Raw genomic sequence first — 17,574 nt, 5'->3', positions numbered from 1 at the left:
TCGGGTGTCTGTCTTAGTATGTCTGCGCACTTTGCGCCACAGGGATTTCTTCTTTTCCGTTGAAGTTAAGCCACGCGCGCCAAATCAGCCCAAACCGGCAAATGATCCGATGCGATATGTGCGGGGCGCGCGTCATGGACACCATGCGCAGTGGCCCTGACGCCCGCGCCCAGCGCGATCCGATCCAGCGCGCCCAGCGGCTGCGCGGCGGGAAAACTTGGCTTGGGGGGCAGGAAACGCATTTCGGGTGCCAGGTGATCCAGAATCGGCTGTCGGGACCATTCGTTGAAATCCCCCGCCCAGACAGTCGGCATCTGCTCCAGCTCTTTATCAAACCGCCTGATATGCGAGATCTGCTGACGTCGCGATGCGGGCAACAGCCCCAGATGCATACCCATCACCCGCAACGGCCCGATAGGGGTATCAAATTCGACACGGACCGCGCCGCGCGGTTCAAGCCCGGGCAATTCGTGATGTCCGGTCCGCCGGACCGAAAGGCCCTCGCCACGCCAGATCACCGCGTTGCCATGCCAGCCCAGACTGCCGGCACCGCCCAGATCGACGATCTGCCAACCGGCTTCATCCAGCATGAAATGCGGCAGGGCCGCCGGGCGCGGCGGCAGACGTTTGTCGGCCTCCTGCAACACAACGATATCGGCCTGCATATGTTCGATGACCTGCAAAATGCGCTGCGGCTGGCGCCGGAAATCCAGCCCGAGGCATTTCTGAATGTTATAGCTGGCAATGCGAAGGGTGGAAGATGACTGCATATAGATCTGACCAGTGGGCTTGACCCAAAGTGACACGCCTGCCGCCGGACGCAACCCTTCAGTTTCACTTCGCAGCAACGGCAACCGGGGAAGTCGCCTTGGAATGGTATTTCGCTTAAAAACCCGGCACGTGACGCGGCCAGAAACAAATGGGTTTCCCCTCATTTCATCCGGGAGCGGCAGGACGGAAGTGCCGCAGTTTCAGCGCATCCAACACCGATTTAGACCGGACAAAACAATTCGCCCCTCCCCGCGAAACCATACCGCACCGAGCGACTACCAGAGATGTTTGACCGTCACGTACCACAGAACGTGGCGTGCACGACCTCGTTATCGGTCGGGGGCCGTTTCAGATCGTCCGCATCTGCCTGATCGTCGTAAGGCCGCGCGAGGACGGCGTTCAGCCGATGGAACGGCTGGTAATCCCCCGCCACCGCTGATTGGATCATCTGCTCGACACGGTGATTGCGCGGAAAAAAGGCTGGGTTCGCTGCGGTCATCACGTCATGCGGTGACGCCTCACGTACCAAGCGAGCACGCCAGCCCTCTGCCCAGCTGTCAAAGGCCTGCGGGTCGATAAACTGGTCGCGCGCGGTATCTTTGCCCAGCGCACGGAAGGTGTTGGTGAAATCAGCCTGCCCCTCGGCCATGCGTTTTAGCAGATCGGTGATCAGCGCCCGATCGCCTTCCTCAGCGGTCGTCAGTCCGACCTTTGCCCGGAACCGGACCAACCAGTTCTGTTGCAGCAGGTCTGGCATGGCATGCACGATCTCGGTCGCCTCCTCAACAGCGGCGTCCTTGTTGTCCATCTGCTGGATCAAAGAGGTTGCCAGCTGCGCCAGATTCCAGACAGCAATATCTGGCTGGTTGGAATAGGCATAACGGCCCATCCGATCTATCGAGCTGTAGACCGTATTGGGGTGATAAACGTCCATGAAGGCACAGGGGCCATAATCGATGGTCTCACCCGCGATCGAGCAATTGTCGGTGTTCATGACCCCATGGATAAAGCCCACGCTCATCCACCAAGCGATCAGGCGGGCCTGCGCATCCCGAACGGCCCGCAGCAGGCCCATTGGCCCTTCGACGCCGGGATAGTGGCGCGCGATGGCGTAGTCTGTCAGGCACCGCAGATTGTCCAACTGCCCCCGCGCGGCAAAGACCTGAAAGGTACCTACTCGCAAATGGCTGGTTGCAACCCGGGTGAGCACCGCACCGGGCATCGGACCCTCCCGGAACACGGTTTCACCGGTCTCTACCGCCGCCAGTGCGCGTGTTGTGGGGATGCCCAGCGCGTGCATCGCCTCGGACACCACGTATTCGCGCAGAACCGGACCCAGCCACGCCCTGCCGTCGCCCCTACGTGAAAACGGCGTCGGGCCCGAGCCTTTCAGCTGAACATCCCGCCGCACGCCATCCGTTCCGACAGTTTCACCCAACAGCACCGCGCGCCCGTCCCCAAGCTGTGGGTTGTACTGGCCAAACTGATGCCCGGAATAAAGCTGCGCGATGGGGTCCGCACCATCGGGGATGTGATTACCTGCAAAGGCTTCCGCCATCTCTTGCACGTCGCCCGGATGGACCTGCAACAGCCGTGCCAGATCATCATTGAACGCGATCAACTTGGGCGCGCGTACAGGCACCGGATTCTGTCGCGCAAAAAACGCGTCCGGCAGGCGGGCATATGAGTTATCGAATGGAATGGTCAGTGTCATGCGGCATACATATTCCCCGTGCGCACGAATACCATAGCGGATCACACCTTGCCGTGCATAATTGCGCCAAACACACGGGGGCCACATGACCGCACAAGAGATCATCGACCGCCTGAACCTGCAACCTCACCCCGAGGGCGGCTGGTACGCGGAAACCTGGCGCGCCGAGAACAAGGGCCGCCCGACCGGCACCTGTATCTACTTCTTGCTGCAGGCGGGGGAAAGCAGCCACTGGCACCGGGTCGACGCGACCGAGATCTGGCTCTACCACGCGGGCGCGCCATTAATCCTGTCCTTGAGCGCAACAGACAAGGGCCCGGCGGTTGACCATGTGCTGTCACTCGATTTGTCTCGGGGCGCACCGCAACTGATTGTTCCCACCGGCCATTGGCAGGCCGCGCGCAGCACCGGTGATTACACGCTGGTCAGTTGTACAGTGTCTCCCGGATTTCAATTCGATGGGTTCCAACTGGCAGAACCTGGGTTTGATATCCCTCGGGGATAGGCTGGTCTGGGGATGCTCTGAAAAGGTGAGTTTACAGAAAGTTACACATTTATCATTCTGTAAACGCTACCGCAGGTATCGGAGCATCGGGTGATTGCGAAACACATCTTTCTGGTCCTTCTGCTTCTGTTCGCAAACACCGGTCTTGCAAACGCCGAGATCGCCTGTGCAGAATCCCCCCTTTCATCCGAATTGGCGCTGCCCGATCTGGAGGAGGAAGTCGCAACCGAACACAAAGAACCTGCCGCGACTGTCGAACCTGCGGTGCTGATCTCGAAACGCCCTGCGCTGCGCCCTTGCAAGTTCCGCCAGTTTGAAGTGGGTCGCCAGCGTATGCGTGACCGCGGGGCGGTCTGTGGTGACTGGACCATCTTGGGCGAAACCCGCGCGTCTTTGGCTGGAAAAGCGCAAGGTTGCGGCATCGCCAACCCGGTCCGGATTTACAGAATTTCGGACATTGCGCTCAGCCAGTTCTCGCTGATGGACTGTCAGACAGCCGTTACGCTGAAAACGTGGATCGAAAACGTCGCCAAACCCGCCTTCGCCGAACTGGGTGGTGGGCTCAAGGGGATGCGCGTTGTTGGCCACTATGCCTGCAAGACGCAGAACAACCAGCCCTATGCGCGCATCTCCGAACATGCGCGAGGTCGGGCCATCGATATCTCGACCTTCGTGTTGCAGGACGGAACGCAGATCACCGTTCAGAACGGATGGAGCGACACCGATCAAAGCACCGTGTTACGAGAGTTGCACAGCGGAGCCTGTGGCCTGTTTGGAACTGTTCTTGGTCCTGATGCTGACCGGTATCACAAAGGGCATTTTCACTTCGACACAGCCCGTCGCAGTGGCAAGCCTGTGTGTCGATAACGCGTTAGCCGTTACCTGGATGTAGCCTCAACCCACCGGTTGAGCGTTCACTGTACTGACCATACCGCCGCCTACCAGCGCTTTCACCCCGGTTGTTCCGGGGCACGAGGTTGGCAATCCCCGCGCCACGCGCACGGCCAGATAGGCAAAAGCCTGCGCCTCGAGCATATCGCCGTCCAGCCCCACGGCCTCGACCGGTTCGACAGGGCAGTCGAGAGATACGCGCAGCATCTCCATCAACACCGGATTGCGCCGTCCACCGCCTGTAACCAGCACGCAAGACGGCGGTTGCGGACAGTGTTCCATCCCCTGCACCACCCCCGCTGCGCACATCCCGGTCAGGGTCGCCACCGCGTCAGCGTCACCCAGTTCTTTCACCAGGTCGATCATCTCAGAGAAATCATTCCGGTCCAGCGACTTGGGCGGCATGCGTGCGAAGAAAGGCTCAGCCAGGAACAGCTCCAGCGCACCCATTTCGACGGTGCCATTGCGCGCAACCGCACCATCCCGGTCCATCGGCTGCCCCAGCCGGGCCTGCATCAGGTCATCGACCGGTGCATTCGCCGGCCCCGTATCAAAGGCAAGCAGCGCCCCCGGCGCCTCGGGACCATCAAAGCTTGGGTCCACATAGGTCAGATTACCAACACCGCCCAGGTTCAGAAAGCACAACGGGCGGTCCGCGCCAAACCACTTGGCGCAAGCAAAGTGAAAAAACGGCGCCAGCGGAGCACCCTCGCCCCCCATCGCCACGTCATCGCTTCGGAAGTCCCAAACCACCGGGCGCCCCAAAGCCTGCGCCAGACCAAGACCATCGCCCACCTGCAATGTCCCGCGCCCGCGCGGTTCATGCGCCAGCGTCTGGCCGTGAAAGCCGATCAGATCCACGTCTTCGAACTCGGACAGCGCCTCGGCATGGGCAAAGGTCACCATCTCAGCTGCCGCATCGACTTGCGGGCCGTGCCATTGCCCCAAAGCCGCCCGCAGAATTTCGCGTTCGGCTTCGGTATAGGCGCGATAACCGCTTTTCCCGAATCCAGCGATGGAATGCCCGTCGGTTTCCACCACCGCAGCGTCCACCCCGTCCAGCGACGTACCGGACATCGCGCCCAATGCCCGAACCATTCCGTGTTTCTTGATGGTTTGGCCCAAGCCTGCCTCCTGATCTGGCAATGTTTCCGCCGTGCCCGGGGTTTCCGGACTTCACCTCTGGGTTGCAGCTTGGTCAAGGTGCTTTTGTTATGCCGCCTTGGCAAGCCTTCTGATTGGGCGCGTCGGTTTTTTTCCGACGTCGCGCTTCAGGATCAACACCCCGGCCATCAAGGTGCGCGCGCATATCACGGCACGCGGTTTTAGAGTGAAAAGGTGGCTTTTCCTCATCCGCAGCGCCGCCTATACAGTGCCCCGCAACACAAACCCCGAGGGCACGATATGACCTACCACCCCAAATCGGATTTCATCGCCACGATGATCGAGCGCGGCTTCCTCGCCGACTGCACCGATTATCAGGGCCTTGACGACGCGCTGATCAGTGGGTGCAAGCCGGCCTATATCGGCTTTGATGCAACGGCCAAGTCGTTGCATGTGGGCAGTCTGATTCAGATCATGATGCTGCGCTGGTTCCAGAAGACCGGTCATCAGCCGATCACCCTTATGGGCGGCGGCACCACCAAGGTGGGCGATCCCTCGTTCCGCGCGGATGAACGCCCCCTGCTGGGACCCGAACAGATTGACGAAAACATCGCGGGCATCAAGAAAGTGTTCGCGGCCTATATCGATTACGACACTGATGCCGAAAACAAGGCGCTGATGTTGAACAATGCTGAATGGCTGGATGATCTGAACTACCTCGATTTCCTGCGCGACATCGGGCGGCATTTTTCGGTCAACCGGATGCTCAGCTTTGAATCGGTGAAATCCCGGCTGGATCGCGAACAGTCGCTGTCGTTTCTCGAGTTCAACTACATGATCCTGCAAGCCTATGACTTTCTGGAGCTGAACCGCCGCTATGGCTGTGTTCTGCAAATGGGCGGCAGCGACCAGTGGGGCAACATTGTCAACGGTATCGACCTGACCCGCCGGGTGCTGGATCACGAGATCTACGGCCTTACCTCACCCCTGCTGACCACCAGCGACGGCAAGAAGATGGGCAAATCGCAGGATGGCGCGGTCTGGCTGAACGCCGAGATGCGCTCGCCCTATGAATTCTGGCAGTTCTGGCGCAACACCACCGATGCGGATGTCGGGCGGTTCCTGAAGCTCTATACCGAATTGCCGGTGGATGAATGTGACCGTCTTGGCGCGCTTGCCGGGTCCGAGATCAATGAGGCCAAAATCCGCCTCGCCAATGAGGTGACAGCCCTTCTCCACGGGGCGCAAGCTGCGGCAACGGCCGAAGCCACGGCCCGTGAAGTGTTCGAAAAAGGTGGCGTTGGAGACGATCTGCCCACCCTGACCCTCAGCGCGGATGAACTGGGCGACGGCATGTCCATCGTCCAGATCATTGTCAAATCAGGCCTGGCCAAATCCGGCAAAGAGGCCAAGCGCCTGATTGCCGAAAACGGGGCCAAACTGGACGACGCTCCGCTGACGGATGCGGGTTTGATGATCGATGCGGGCGCATTGTCATCCCCGATCAAGCTGAGTGCAGGCAAGAAACGCCACGCATTGGTGCAACTGGGCTGACGCCCCTTTCACCTTTGATTGCAAAGCAGGAAACGGCCACCCGATTGGGTGGCCGTATCTATTTTGGAATGGGCAAAGCTACTGACGTCCCTTTCCGCGACCGGGCCGGTCGCTTTCGCCCTCGTCGTCATTGGCGTTGTTTCCGCGACCCGGACTGCTGCCCTCGCCGCCGTTGCCGCCGCCATTGTTACCCTTATCGCCACCTTTGCCGCCGCCGTTATGGCCCTTTCCGCCGCCGTTATTGCCTTTGCCACCGCCGGGTTCACCGTCGCCACCACCGGGTTCCCCGCCACCGCCGCCGGGCTCTCCACCGCCACCGCCGGGTTCTCCGCCACCACCGCCGGGCTCTCCACCGCCACCGCCGGGTTCTCCGCCACCACCGCCGGGCTCTCCGTCACCGCCGCCGGGCTGTCCACCGCCACCACCGGGTTCTTGGCCGCCGTTGTCAGGTTCTCCGCCACCACCGAGGCCGTCTGGACCAGCCGCGTTCGCAAATCCCGCCCCGCCGGGTTCTGAACCGCGACTTTCACCCCGATTCTCTGCCAGACCGGACTGGCTTGCCGTTGGCACATCTGTCAGCAAAGCGGCCAGGCCCGGGCATTGCGCCCCGGTAACGCGCAGCGTTGTCTCAAAATCCGGTCGCTTCTGAAGTCTGTCCAGAAAGCTCGGGGTCACCTGAACACAATCGCAAAAACCGGCATAGTCGCCTGCATTCGCAAGATTTCGAGCCGTTTTCCAGTTACACGTTTCCGGCGCTGCAACAGCACTGCCGGCAACCACAATCCCAAAGACAGGTGCAGCCAGAACAGCGCCCAGTGTTTGTTTCATACCATTTACCATATCGGAACCTCCTGACGAAAAAACACGCAATGGCTGTGATTACTTCGTTCACGAACAGGCGCGTTTTCGTGAAGCGCGGATTAAGATGCCTTAAAGATGCGTATTGACCCGGCGGCGGTCAGTCCGCCCCGCCCCTTTAGGCGTTCAGGCTCAAAGATGTGGACACCGCCCCTGCAAAGCAGTTATTGAACAATTGTTCATATCCCAGGGAGGAGTTCCGATGCACCTGTCCACCACAGCCGCTCTTGTCACCGGCGGCGCATCCGGTCTGGGTGAAGCCACCGCCCGTCACTTTGCCGCGCAGGGCGCGCAAGTCACTATTCTGGACCGTGACGCGGACCGTGGCGCTCAAGTCGCCTCCGAAATCGGCGGATATTTTGCGCTGACGGATGTAACCGACGAAACCTCGGTCGCAGCTGCCGTGCGCCACGGCATGGACAAGATGGGCAAGATCACCGCGACTGTGAATTGCGCGGGTATCGCTTATGGAATCAAGACAGTCGGCAAGGATGGGCCCCACCCGCTGGACGCGTTCCAGCGTACGATCGACATCAATCTTGTCGGCACATTCAACGTCTCAAGGCTGGCCGCTGCCGAGATGGCAAAGAATGAACCCGAACCGGACGGGGGGCGCGGTGTGATCATCAACACTGCATCTATTGCCGCATTCGACGGCCAAAAGGGACAGGCGGCATACGCTGCATCGAAAGGCGGGGTTGTTGGCATGACCCTGCCAATGGCCCGCGATCTGGCCTCGACCGGGATTCGCGTCATGACCATTGCGCCGGGTATCTTTATGACCCCGATGCTGGCGGGCCTTCCCGAAGACGTGCAGAAACAACTGGCCGCCGACGTCCCGAACCCGGCCCGCCTGGGCGACCCTAAGGAATACGGGCGGCTGGCCGGTTTCATCGTTGAAATGGGCTACCTGAACGGCGAGGTCATCCGCATCGACGGCGCTCTGCGGATGCGGTAAGACAGCCCCATGTCGGAGCGCCAGAAAATGCAGTCCGGGCAGTGGTATTGCTGTCTCGATCCTGAGTTGGACGATCTGCGCGCGCGGGCACGACGGGCTGTTCACGCTCACAACACCTGTCCGCCCGACACACGCGGCGCGATGGCCCCGGAACTACACGCGCTGCTGGGCCATGTCGGCGAGGACTGTTTTCTCGAAGCCCCTTTTCACTGCGCGTATGGAATGAACATCCATCTGGGCAGCCGGGTTTTCTTCAATGCCGGATGCGTGGTTCTGGACACGGCCCTCGTTCGGGTCGGCGACGACACGATGTTTGGCCCCAATGTTCAGATTTACTGCGCCCATCATGCCAAAGACCCGGCTGATCGGGCACAAGGGTTGGAAATCGGCCTGCCCGTCACCATCGGCAGGCAGGTTTGGGTTGGCGGCGGAGCGATCCTGTTGCCCGGCATTACCATAGGCGACTACGCCACAATCGGCGCAGGCAGCGTCGTCACCAAAGACGTCCCCGCCAGAGAAACCGTGGCAGGTAATCCGGCAAAACGTCTGACGCGCTAAGCACTTTCAGCCTTCTCTTCGAGCGTCAGCCATTCCTCTTCAGCAGCCGAGAGTTTCTCCTGCCGCTCAACCAGCGCCTCGGTCGCTTTTTGGAACTTCACCGGCTCACGCGTGAACAGCCCGGGGTCGGACATCAGCTCTTCCAGCTTGGCAATCTCGGCCTCAAGGCGCGCGATCTCGGCAGGCAGTTTCTCCAGCCGGTGCTTTTCCGAGAAGGACAGGCCGGATTTCGGCCTTTCTTCCTGCTTGATCTTTGGCTTTGAAGCTTTTGCTTTTTCTACGCTTTTTTGGATCACGTCGCCACGCTGCGCGATGTAATCCGACCAGCCGCCAGCATAGACTGTCGCCCGTCCGTTCCCTTCCATCGCGATGGTGGTTGTCGCCACGCGGTCCAGAAAATCCCGGTCATGGCTCACCAGCAGAACGGTGCCGTCATAATCATCCAAAAGCTCTTGCAGCAGGTCCAGCGTCTCGACATCCAGATCGTTGGTCGGTTCGTCCAGCACCAGAAGGTTCGAGGGTTTCGCCATCAGTTTGGCCAGTAACAACCGGGCTTTTTCCCCACCCGACAGGGATTTGACGGCTGCTCGGGCCTGCCGTTCGTCAAACAGAAATTCCTTGAGATACCCTACAACATGTTTGGGCTGCCCGCCCACCATTACCTGATCGGCCTTGCCCGACACCCGCATTTCCGGATCGCCGGTCAGACTGTCCCACAGGCTCATCTCGGGGTCCAGTTGGGCACGGGTCTGATCGAACACCGCGATTTCAAGGTTCGTCCCCAAGGAAACCGAGCCCTCGTCCGACTCCACCTGCCCCAGCAGCATCTTCAGCAACGTTGTTTTGCCAACACCGTTCGGCCCGACAAAGGCCACCCGGTCGCCGCGCTGTACCAGCAGATCAAAGTTCCGAACGATCTGCTTGTCGCCAAACCCTTTGGCCAGCGCCCTGGCCTCAATCACTTTACGGCCTGATTTTGGCCCGGCCTCCAATGCCATTGCAGCCGAACCCTGACGTTTGATCTGCGCCGCCTTTTCGGCCCGCAACGCCTGCAAGGCCCGCACCCGGCCTTGATTACGTTTGCGTCGGGCGCTAATGCCCTCAACCGCCCATTTCGCTTCTGACTTAATCAGGCGGTTCAGCTTGTGGCGTTGCTGGTCTTCTTCCTCCCATACCTTGTCCCGCCAGGCCTCAAAGGCTTCAAAGCCCTGTTCCTGTCGCCGAACAGCCCCCCGGTCGATCCAAAGTGTTGCCCGCGTCAGCGCCCTTAGAAAGGCCCTGTCATGCGAGATCAGCACAAAGGCCGCTCGGGTCGCGCCAAGTTCGCGTTCCAGCCACGCGATGGCTTCGATATCCAGATGGTTGGTCGGCTCGTCCAGCAACATCAGATCCGGTGCTTCGGCCATCAGCTTGGCCAGCGCAGCCCGCCGCCTCTCTCCGCCCGAAGCCGTCTCAACTGCCCGTGAAGGATCGAACTTCAACCCTTCACCGGCCCGTTCAACCTTGTAAAGTTCTCCCGGCTCCAACCCGCTGGAGGCGTAATCCCCCAACGTGGCAAAGCCTTCCATTGTCGGATCTTGCTCCATATAGCCAACGGATTTTCCGGGCGGCACGACAATCTCGCCCCGATCCGCCTCGACCAGACCGGCCATCACTTTCATCAGCGTGGATTTTCCGGACCCGTTTCGCCCCACCAGCGCAACACGATCACCGGGTTGAACCACCAGATCCAGTTCGGAAAACACCGGGTCACCCCCGAAAGTCAGGGAAATGCCGGACATCTGCAACAAAGGAATTCTCGCCATGTGCGCCAGCTAAACCGGCTGACACATTGCGTCAACGCCCCGTCTTCACCTTTTCAAAAATACTCAATCTACCCGGCCACCGCCCGCAACAGACGTTTGCGTGCCGGGGGGATCGCACCGATTTCCACCCCTGTGAAAACGTGCAGCGTGTTCATGTGGCGATCCACCACTGCATGATCGCTGACCCAACCGCCCATCATCAGATAGGTCCGCAACAAGGGTGGCATCCGCAGCATTGCCTTTTTCACATCCGGTCTGCGCCGCAGACGCGCGGCAAAACGAAACACATCCGGAGCCTTCACGCGCGGCAACCAACGTTTCGGGCCCAGATGGCGGTGTTTGAGCATCGCAAACGCATCCAGATACTGCTCAGTTGCGGTTCCGGCAAAAGAGGAACATCCAAACAGCATCTCGACGTTGTTCCGGTCAACGTAGGCCGTCATTGCCCCCCAGGCTATACGCAGGATGTCGGGGTCGCTGTGATCGGGATGGATACAAAATCGTCCCATTTCAACCATCCGGCCTTCGAAGCCTTCGAGCGAGGTCAGGTCGTAGAACTGTGCCGAATAACTTCGCCCGATCTCGCCGCCACTATCCATGGTCAGCATCCGAAAGCAGCAGACCAGCCGGTCTGCCGAGCGCATATCCTCGATCAGGATATGGCTACAGCGTGCATCAAACTCGTCGCAGTCCGGTTGCTCTGTGCCAAAAGCCAAGGTCCGCAATGCCTGAGCTGTTCTGATATCCTCGGGCGATTGCGCCAGTCTGGCGCGATAGCGCCCCTTGCTTAACAAAACTGCCGTTGCCACGGTCGCGTCCTCCACGGTTGCCGACCCTCAGGCGTCGGTACGACACCGTTAGCACAAGACATGTGACTGCCCTGTGACTACCGCAAGGTTTTGGCGCAAATTAGTTGGCGCCCGGAATGTTGGCCGGATTGAAGTTGCCGATATTGCCCAGCAGCTGACGCAGGAAGCCTTTGTCCTGAACGTTGGAATCGGTAACGCGGCGCTCCAGAGCAATCACATTCCCGTCTTCAAGACCAAAGCGTTCGATATTTCTGACAACACCGCGCTGATCAAAACTGATGGCAACCAGTTCGCGCGATACCACCTCGGGCCGTTTCGGACCGTAGTGGCGCACGCGAGAGCGGACGTAGTAATAGCCCGAATCCCGAACCACGCCGGATGCGCCCGGCGCGCCGATGGCCTCTTGCACGCTGTCCCGCGTGTCTACGCCCACTTTGATTTCCGCCAGTTCCTCGGCCGGTGGCACATAGCCGTGATTCTTGAAGACAGCCGTACAAGCTCCGGTCGCAGCCAGACAGGCAACAAACACAAGCGATTTCGCAGCTGGTTTCAACCGGTTCACTACCTTCAACATCTGCACCCTCTTGCCTTGGCCTTCTTCGGCTTCTATCCGATTACATAAACCGCTGCCACGGTTCAACACATAGAAAGGCTCACGAATGAGCAACGCGACATCATTTCGGGTGTCTGACCTGCCGCAGAACGCCCCGACACGGTTCGATCTGCGCCCTGCAACCACCGTGCTTGAGCAAATCAGGCAAGACCTTGGGCTGCTGGGGCTGCGCAAGCTCAGCTTTTCGGGCGACCTGCGGGCGCAGGGCAAACGGGACTGGGTTCTAAACGGCAAACTCGGCGCAACTGTCACCCAACCTTGCGTGGTGACGCTGGAACCGGTGACGACAAGGATCGACATTCCAGTGCACCGGACATTTCTTGCGGATTGGGCAGACCCTGATGATCCAGAGTTCGAAATCCCGGAAGATGACGAATCTGAACCTTTGGGACCGGAAATTGATCCGGCCCTTGTCATGATCGAGGCCCTGTCTCTGGCTTTGCCACAATATCCACGGAAAGACGGCGCGGAACTGGGTCAGGCTGCCTACACAGAACCGGGCAAACAGGCGATGACGGATGACGATGCCAAACCCTTTGCGGGATTGGCAGGATTGCGCGATGTGCTAAAAAAAGACGAGTGACAGGTGCCGGATTTCCTGTCATAGCAGGCGGTCAGAAAAATCGCTTGAACATGCCGAGAATCGCAGTATTTTCGCGCGCTCATCGGATTTTGGGTTGGACATTGCGGGGCTCGTCGCCTAAACGCGCGTCAAACCACGATAAACGAACTACGAAACCCGGGTCGGCAGCGAATCTGCGGCCCCCAGTCAGACAAAGGTTGAGACCATGGCCGTCCAACAGAACAAAGTTTCCAAGTCGCGTCGCAACAACCGCCGCGCACACGACGCTCTGGTTGCTGCAAACCCGAACGAATGCCCGAACTGCGGCGAGCTGAAACGCCCGCACCACGTTTGTGCATCTTGCGGCCACTATGACGATCGCGAAGTCGTCGCACAGGCCGACGAAATCGATCTGGACGAAGACGCAGCCTAAGCCTGATCGAGCGCAGGCCAAGGCATGAACGATCAGCCCACGCACGCCGGACGGATCACCATCTCGGTTGACGCAATGGGAGGGGACGCAGGCCCCGCTGTCGTCGTTGCAGGTCTGGCGAAATCGGCTGGCAAGAACCCGAATATCGGGTTCCTGCTGCACGGGCCCGAACAGGTATTGCGCAAGCTGGTTGCCAAACGACGTGTCCTTGAAGGGCGCGTCGTTTTTCGTGATTGCCCCGACGTTGTCACGATGGAGGACAAGCCCAGCCAGGTTGTGCGCAACGGCAAGCAGACCTCGATGTGGTCCGCGCTGGAAGCGGTTCGTCAGGGCGAAGCCCATGGCGCTGTGTCCTGCGGCAACACCGGTGCCCTGATGGCCCTGTCAATGATGCGCCTGCGCAAATTGCCGGGTGTCAACCGCCCCGCAATCGCGATCCTGTGGCCTTCGCGCAACCCGCAGGGGTTCAATGTGATGCTGGACGTGGGCGCCGATGTGCGCGCCGACGCCAAGGACTTGCTGCAATTCGCCCTGATGGGCGCGTCTTATGCGCGCAACGGCATGGCCCTGAACCGACCCCGGATTGGGCTGCTGAACGTTGGCACAGAAGAGCATAAAGGCCGCGCGGAACTGAAAGAAGCACACGCCTTGATCTCGGATTTCGCGGAACAGGCGAATTTCGAATTTGTTGGCTTTGTCGAAGGCAGCGACATTCCCGGTGACAAGGCAGATGTCATTGTTACCGATGGGTTTACCGGCAATGTCGCGATAAAAACGGGTGAAGGCACCGCCAGCCTGATCGGAGATCTTCTGCGTGAGGCGTTCAAATACTCTCCGTTGTCCCGATTGGCTTCGGTCTTGGCCATCACGTCGCTACAGCGCCTGAAAAAGCGCATTGATCCGCGGCGCGTAAACGGTGGCGTGTTTCTGGGTCTGAACGGGACAGTTATTAAATCCCATGGCGGGGCAGATGCGACCGGAGTGTCGGCGGCGATCAAACTGGCCTTTACCCTGGCACAGTCCGGCTTTGCCGAAAAATTAGCTGCGCGGGTTGCATCCACGGCCCAGCTTGCACAAGATGCCGCGCAAGCTGCGCCGCAGACCGATAAATAACAAAAAAGGCAGTACCTCAAAAATGGCAGGCCGTTCAGTTGTAGTAGGTGTCGGGCATTATTTGCCGGAACGTATTGTTCCAAATTCCGAGTTCGAGAAAACGCTGGACACGACGGATGAGTGGATCAGAACCCGGTCGGGGATCGAACGCCGTCACTTTGCCGCCGATGACGAAACGACGTCGGACCTGGCCACCAAAGCTGCCGAGGCTGCGCTGGCCGATGCGGGCCTGACAGCGGATGATATCGACGCGATTGTCCTGGCGACCTCGACCGCGGACCTGACCTTTCCTTCTGCCGCGACCATGGTTCAGGCCCGGCTGGGCATGACCAGGGGGTTTGCTTTCGACGTACAGGCTGTCTGCGCGGGATTCGTTTTCGCGCTCAGCAACGCAAATGCGTTGATCCTGTCCGGCCAAGCCAAACGCGTGCTGGTCATTGGTGCCGAAACCTTTTCCCGGATTATGGACTGGACCGACCGCTCGACCTGCGTTTTGTTCGGGGATGGCGCCGGCGCATTGGTACTCGAAGCGCAGGACGGCGAAGGCACCGCTGCGGATCGCGGCATACTCGCAACCGATCTGAACTCGGATGGGCGCTTCAAGGACCTGCTTTATGTCGATGGGGGTGTTTCGACCCAATCCACCGGGCATCTGCGGATGCAGGGCAATCAGGTCTTCCGACATGCCGTTGAAAAGCTTACCAAAACCGCTGAGACAGCCCTGAGCCGCGCCGGGCTGAGATGCGCTGACGTCGACTGGATTGTTCCTCATCAGGCCAATATTCGCATCATTCAGGGCACGGCCAAAAAGATGGGCCTGCCGATGGAAAACGTGGTTGTGACCGTTCAGGATCACGGCAACACCTCGGCTGCATCCATCCCATTGGCATTGTCGGTTGGCAAACAACGCGGGCAGATCAAACCCGGCGACCTGATCGTGACCGAAGCGATTGGCGGCGGTCTGGCTTGGGGCGCGGTGGTTCTGCGCTGGTAACCGGCGCAATCCAGCTTACACAGCTGCTTGCAATTCATTGATATTGACAGCGAATTTGCCATACCCATATGCTTTGACAGCAACAGGGGAAATGACATGGGCGACAATACACTGACTCGAATGGATCTGAGCGAGGCCGTCTTTCGCGAAGTCGGGCTTTCACGTAACGAAAGTGCGCAGCTGGTCGAAAGCGTTCTGAACCACATGTCCGACGCTCTGGTGCGCGGTGAGCAGGTGAAGATTTCGTCCTTCGGTACATTCAGTGTTCGCGACAAGACCGCGCGAGTCGGTCGCAACCCCAAAACCGGCGAAGAAGTTCCGATACAGCCCCGCCGCGTACTGACCTTTCGCCCGTCGCATCTTATGAAAGATCGCGTCGCCGTCGGGAATCGCAAGTAACCCAGGGTCACGCGGATATGAGCAAGTCTCCCGACGCGTTTCGCACGATCAGTGAAGTAGCGGATTGGCTTGGGGTTCAGGCCCATGTTTTGCGATTCTGGGAAAGCAGGTTCGCTCAGGTCAAACCGGTCAAACGCGCGGGCGGGCGCCGGTATTATCGCCCCAATGACATGCGTCTTCTGGGGGGCATCAAGAAACTGCTTCATGAAGACGGGACCACAATCAAGGGCGTGCAGCGAATCCTGCGCGAGCAAGGCGTCGCACATGTCGCAGCACTGTCTCCGCCTCTGGACGAACCGGGCCCTGCCCTGATTGAACCCGTTCAAGGTACTGTGGTGCCGTTCGAACCCAAACCAGCTGCAGCCACCGAACAAATCCCTATGGATCTGGACGGACCGGCCAAGCAGCCGGTGAATGAAGGTGTGCAGGCCGAAGCACTTCCCGCGGCTGTGTCAGAACAAGAACCAGAGTCTGACCTGAACACAACGCCCCTGATGGGCGGAATTGCTTCGCTGGCGTGGAAGTGCGCCGACTTTGACGACGAACTTCTGCGCCGGATTGCACCAATTGCAAAAGACCTGCGCCGTTGGCTGGATCGTGTTGAAACACAGGCGACGGGTTAGGAAAAAAGGCAGTGTTTTCCTCTTGCCCCTGCCGGGAAAATCTTTATGAACGGCCCAACGTCGGGCTATGGCGCAGCCTGGTAGCGCGTCCGTCTGGGGGACGGAAGGTCGCAGGTTCGAGTCCTGCTAGCCCGACCAAATCACACCGACGTTTATGGCACAAAGGCCAGATCCCGCTCTGGCACATGAGGGGATCGAGATGACAGGTGTTTGCGCGAACCAGCAAATCGAAGCGATGATCGCGCGCGGAGAGATTGCCGCCAACCCCGATGTTCTGCCAGCGCAAATTCAACCGGCCAGCCTTGATTTGCGTTTAGGAACAGTTGCTTACCGAGTGCGTGCCTCGTTCCTCGCGGGCGAAGGACAGACCGTTACGGATCGCTTGGCCGAGTTTGAAATGCACCGCATCGACATCTCGGACGGCGCTGTTCTGGAAAAGGGCTGCGTCTATCTGGTGCCTCTGATGGAATCGCTTGCCCTGCCCCGCGACATGACCGCCGTCGCCAATGCCAAAAGCTCGACCGGACGGCTTGACCTTCTGACCCGTACCATCACCGATGGTGGCACCGAGTTCGATCGCGTGCCTGCAGGCTACAAAGGCCCGCTGTACGCCGAGATCTGTCCACGTTCGTTTTCGGTTCTGGTCCGACCCGGTATGCGTCTAAACCAGATTCGTTTCCGTCAGGGTCAGGCCGTCTTGTCTGACGCCGAACTGACCGCCCTGCACGCCGAATCGCCGTTGGTGGACGGGCCTGCTGTGATTCATGATGGTCTTGGCTTTTCGGTCGATCTGCAACTGCCCGACACCGATCTGGTCGGCTATCGCGCCAAGCCCCATACCGGGGTAATCGATCTGGACCGAATTGGCGAATACGACCCCCAGGACTATTGGGAGGAAGTGCGCACCAAGGACGGTCGCATCATACTTGACCCCGGCGCATTCTATATCCTTGTCAGCCGCGAGGCGGTCCATATCCCGCCGATGTATGCCGCCGAAATGGCACCTTATCTGGCGATGGTTGGTGAATTCCGAGTGCATTATGCCGGGTTCTTCGATCCCGGCTTTGGCCATGCAGCCGCCGGGGGTGCCGGGTCACGTGGTGTGCTCGAGGTGCGATGCCACGAAGCGCCTTTCGTGCTGGAACACGGACAGGTGGTCGGGCGTCTTGTCTATGAGAAAATGGCTGAGATGCCCACGCAGCTATATGGTGCCGGGATTGCATCGAACTATCAGGGGCAAGGCCTGAAACTGTCCAAGCACTTCAAAGCGGCCGTCTGATCCTCAGAATTTCTTTCAACGGTGCATGCGT

At 59.5% G+C, this 17,574-nt stretch carries 19 protein-coding genes and 1 tRNA gene; 13 read left to right on the top strand and 7 right to left on the bottom strand.

Features of this window, described 5'->3' with window-relative positions; all coding sequences use genetic code 11:
• Window positions 1-65 precede the first annotated feature (65 nt).
• A complete protein-coding gene (locus ACR0DY_RS00355; RefSeq protein ID WP_480481649.1) occupies window positions 66-770 on the bottom strand; it encodes an endonuclease/exonuclease/phosphatase family protein in 705 nt (234 codons plus the stop codon).
• A gap of 296 nt (window positions 771-1,066) precedes the next feature.
• Window positions 1,067-2,485: a protein adenylyltransferase SelO gene (locus ACR0DY_RS00350; protein WP_480897664.1), complete on the bottom strand. Its 1,419-nt coding sequence runs from the start codon at window positions 2,483-2,485 to the stop codon at window positions 1,067-1,069.
• Window positions 2,486-2,570: 85 nt separating this feature from the next.
• Between ACR0DY_RS00350 and ACR0DY_RS00345 the strand changes: the two genes are divergently transcribed.
• Together ACR0DY_RS00345 and ACR0DY_RS00340 are read left to right on the top strand one after the other, a co-directional pair.
• The gene (locus ACR0DY_RS00345; RefSeq protein WP_480564409.1) at window positions 2,571-2,990 is read left to right on the top strand and encodes a cupin domain-containing protein; all 420 of its coding nucleotides are present in this window, start codon (window positions 2,571-2,573) and stop codon (window positions 2,988-2,990) included.
• Window positions 2,991-3,080: 90 nt separating this feature from the next.
• Window positions 3,081-3,857, top strand: coding sequence for an extensin-like domain-containing protein (locus ACR0DY_RS00340; protein WP_480897662.1), 777 nt, complete (start codon window positions 3,081-3,083; stop codon window positions 3,855-3,857).
• A gap of 27 nt (window positions 3,858-3,884) precedes the next feature.
• Here ACR0DY_RS00340 and ACR0DY_RS00335 read toward each other — a convergent pair whose 3' ends face one another.
• Window positions 3,885-4,958, bottom strand: a complete 1,074-nt coding sequence (locus ACR0DY_RS00335) for an anhydro-N-acetylmuramic acid kinase (RefSeq protein ID WP_480545807.1) — start codon at window positions 4,956-4,958, stop codon at window positions 3,885-3,887.
• A gap of 327 nt (window positions 4,959-5,285) precedes the next feature.
• On the opposite strand from ACR0DY_RS00335, the gene tyrS reads away from it, so the two are divergent.
• The gene (gene tyrS / locus ACR0DY_RS00330) at window positions 5,286-6,539 is read left to right on the top strand and encodes a tyrosine--tRNA ligase (RefSeq protein ID WP_267363943.1); all 1,254 of its coding nucleotides are present in this window, start codon (window positions 5,286-5,288) and stop codon (window positions 6,537-6,539) included.
• A 78-nt stretch (window positions 6,540-6,617) separates the two neighbouring features.
• On the opposite strand, the gene ACR0DY_RS00325 is transcribed toward tyrS, so the two are convergent.
• Window positions 6,618-7,367 (bottom strand): hypothetical protein, encoded by a 750-nt coding sequence (locus ACR0DY_RS00325; RefSeq protein ID WP_480480548.1) that lies wholly within the window; start codon window positions 7,365-7,367, stop codon window positions 6,618-6,620.
• Between the two features lie 232 nt (window positions 7,368-7,599).
• Here ACR0DY_RS00325 and ACR0DY_RS00320 point away from each other — a divergent pair, with 232 nt between their 5' ends.
• Together ACR0DY_RS00320 and ACR0DY_RS00315 are read left to right on the top strand one after the other, a co-directional pair.
• A complete protein-coding gene (locus ACR0DY_RS00320; RefSeq protein ID WP_480545475.1) occupies window positions 7,600-8,355 on the top strand; it encodes a 3-hydroxyacyl-CoA dehydrogenase in 756 nt (251 codons plus the stop codon).
• A 9-nt stretch (window positions 8,356-8,364) separates the two neighbouring features.
• Window positions 8,365-8,913 carry a sugar O-acetyltransferase gene (locus tag ACR0DY_RS00315; RefSeq protein ID WP_480545473.1) on the top strand — a complete coding sequence of 183 codons (549 nt, stop codon included), beginning with the start codon at window positions 8,365-8,367 and terminating at the stop codon, window positions 8,911-8,913.
• On the opposite strand, the gene ACR0DY_RS00310 is transcribed toward ACR0DY_RS00315, so the two are convergent.
• The 3 genes from ACR0DY_RS00310 to ACR0DY_RS00300 form a co-directional block, all read right to left on the bottom strand.
• Window positions 8,910-10,718, bottom strand: coding sequence for an ABC-F family ATP-binding cassette domain-containing protein (locus ACR0DY_RS00310; RefSeq protein ID WP_480545471.1), 1,809 nt, complete (start codon window positions 10,716-10,718; stop codon window positions 8,910-8,912). The genes ACR0DY_RS00315 and ACR0DY_RS00310 overlap by 4 nt on opposite strands.
• A gap of 68 nt (window positions 10,719-10,786) precedes the next feature.
• Window positions 10,787-11,527 carry a GNAT family N-acetyltransferase gene (locus tag ACR0DY_RS00305; RefSeq protein ID WP_480545469.1) on the bottom strand — a complete coding sequence of 247 codons (741 nt, stop codon included), beginning with the start codon at window positions 11,525-11,527 and terminating at the stop codon, window positions 10,787-10,789.
• A gap of 100 nt (window positions 11,528-11,627) precedes the next feature.
• On the bottom strand, window positions 11,628-12,101 hold the full coding sequence (locus ACR0DY_RS00300; protein WP_480545467.1) for an outer membrane protein assembly factor BamE: 474 nt from the start codon (window positions 12,099-12,101) through the stop codon (window positions 11,628-11,630).
• Between the two features lie 85 nt (window positions 12,102-12,186).
• Between ACR0DY_RS00300 and ACR0DY_RS00295 the strand changes: the two genes are divergently transcribed.
• The 8 genes from ACR0DY_RS00295 to ACR0DY_RS00260 all read left to right on the top strand — a co-directional run bounded on the left by ACR0DY_RS00295 (window position 12,187) and on the right by ACR0DY_RS00260 (window position 17,543).
• A complete protein-coding gene (locus tag ACR0DY_RS00295) occupies window positions 12,187-12,723 on the top strand; it encodes a YceD family protein (protein ID WP_480545465.1) in 537 nt (178 codons plus the stop codon).
• Window positions 12,724-12,928: 205 nt separating this feature from the next.
• Window positions 12,929-13,135 carry a 50S ribosomal protein L32 gene (gene rpmF / locus ACR0DY_RS00290; protein WP_008756996.1) on the top strand — a complete coding sequence of 69 codons (207 nt, stop codon included), beginning with the start codon at window positions 12,929-12,931 and terminating at the stop codon, window positions 13,133-13,135.
• 24 nt (window positions 13,136-13,159) lie between these two features.
• On the top strand, window positions 13,160-14,248 hold the full coding sequence (plsX, locus tag ACR0DY_RS00285) for a phosphate acyltransferase PlsX (protein WP_480480536.1): 1,089 nt from the start codon (window positions 13,160-13,162) through the stop codon (window positions 14,246-14,248).
• A gap of 22 nt (window positions 14,249-14,270) precedes the next feature.
• Window positions 14,271-15,242, top strand: a complete 972-nt coding sequence (locus tag ACR0DY_RS00280) for a beta-ketoacyl-ACP synthase III (RefSeq protein WP_480480534.1) — start codon at window positions 14,271-14,273, stop codon at window positions 15,240-15,242.
• 96 nt (window positions 15,243-15,338) lie between these two features.
• The gene (gene ihfA / locus ACR0DY_RS00275; protein WP_209503673.1) at window positions 15,339-15,641 is read left to right on the top strand and encodes an integration host factor subunit alpha; all 303 of its coding nucleotides are present in this window, start codon (window positions 15,339-15,341) and stop codon (window positions 15,639-15,641) included.
• Between the two features lie 17 nt (window positions 15,642-15,658).
• Window positions 15,659-16,264 (top strand): MerR family transcriptional regulator, encoded by a 606-nt coding sequence (locus tag ACR0DY_RS00270; protein ID WP_480480532.1) that lies wholly within the window; start codon window positions 15,659-15,661, stop codon window positions 16,262-16,264.
• 61 nt (window positions 16,265-16,325) lie between these two features.
• A tRNA-Pro gene (locus ACR0DY_RS00265) sits at window positions 16,326-16,402 on the top strand.
• 61 nt (window positions 16,403-16,463) lie between these two features.
• The gene (locus tag ACR0DY_RS00260) at window positions 16,464-17,543 is read left to right on the top strand and encodes a 2'-deoxycytidine 5'-triphosphate deaminase (protein WP_480480530.1); all 1,080 of its coding nucleotides are present in this window, start codon (window positions 16,464-16,466) and stop codon (window positions 17,541-17,543) included.
• Window positions 17,544-17,574: the final 31 nt, after the last annotated feature.

The organism is Ruegeria sp. O6 (assembly GCF_056535045.1).
Note: the sequence above shows the minus strand (reverse complement) of the source record. Positions and strands in the feature narration are given on the sequence as shown.

Excerpts from the sequence above, each read along its gene's own strand:
- ACR0DY_RS00310 (WP_480545471.1), bottom strand. The coding sequence starts at position 10,718 with ATGGCGAGAATTCCTTTGTTGCAGATGTCCGGCATTTCCCTGACTTTC.
- ihfA (WP_209503673.1), top strand. The coding sequence starts at position 15,339 with ATGGGCGACAATACACTGACTCGAATGGATCTGAGCGAGGCCGTCTTT.
- ACR0DY_RS00300 (WP_480545467.1), bottom strand. The coding sequence starts at position 12,101 with ATGTTGAAGGTAGTGAACCGGTTGAAACCAGCTGCGAAATCGCTTGTG.
- ACR0DY_RS00320 (WP_480545475.1), top strand. The coding sequence starts at position 7,600 with ATGCACCTGTCCACCACAGCCGCTCTTGTCACCGGCGGCGCATCCGGT.
- plsX (WP_480480536.1), top strand. The coding sequence starts at position 13,160 with ATGAACGATCAGCCCACGCACGCCGGACGGATCACCATCTCGGTTGAC.
- rpmF (WP_008756996.1), top strand. The coding sequence starts at position 12,929 with ATGGCCGTCCAACAGAACAAAGTTTCCAAGTCGCGTCGCAACAACCGC.
- ACR0DY_RS00345 (WP_480564409.1), top strand. The coding sequence starts at position 2,571 with ATGACCGCACAAGAGATCATCGACCGCCTGAACCTGCAACCTCACCCC.
- ACR0DY_RS00350 (WP_480897664.1), bottom strand. The coding sequence starts at position 2,485 with ATGACACTGACCATTCCATTCGATAACTCATATGCCCGCCTGCCGGAC.
- ACR0DY_RS00315 (WP_480545473.1), top strand. The coding sequence starts at position 8,365 with ATGTCGGAGCGCCAGAAAATGCAGTCCGGGCAGTGGTATTGCTGTCTC.
- ACR0DY_RS00280 (WP_480480534.1), top strand. The coding sequence starts at position 14,271 with ATGGCAGGCCGTTCAGTTGTAGTAGGTGTCGGGCATTATTTGCCGGAA.
- ACR0DY_RS00335 (WP_480545807.1), bottom strand. The coding sequence starts at position 4,958 with ATGTCCGGTACGTCGCTGGACGGGGTGGACGCTGCGGTGGTGGAAACC.
- ACR0DY_RS00270 (WP_480480532.1), top strand. The coding sequence starts at position 15,659 with ATGAGCAAGTCTCCCGACGCGTTTCGCACGATCAGTGAAGTAGCGGAT.
- ACR0DY_RS00295 (WP_480545465.1), top strand. The coding sequence starts at position 12,187 with ATGAGCAACGCGACATCATTTCGGGTGTCTGACCTGCCGCAGAACGCC.
- ACR0DY_RS00355 (WP_480481649.1), bottom strand. The coding sequence starts at position 770 with ATGCAGTCATCTTCCACCCTTCGCATTGCCAGCTATAACATTCAGAAA.
- tyrS (WP_267363943.1), top strand. The coding sequence starts at position 5,286 with ATGACCTACCACCCCAAATCGGATTTCATCGCCACGATGATCGAGCGC.
- ACR0DY_RS00260 (WP_480480530.1), top strand. The coding sequence starts at position 16,464 with ATGACAGGTGTTTGCGCGAACCAGCAAATCGAAGCGATGATCGCGCGC.
- ACR0DY_RS00325 (WP_480480548.1), bottom strand. The coding sequence starts at position 7,367 with ATGAAACAAACACTGGGCGCTGTTCTGGCTGCACCTGTCTTTGGGATT.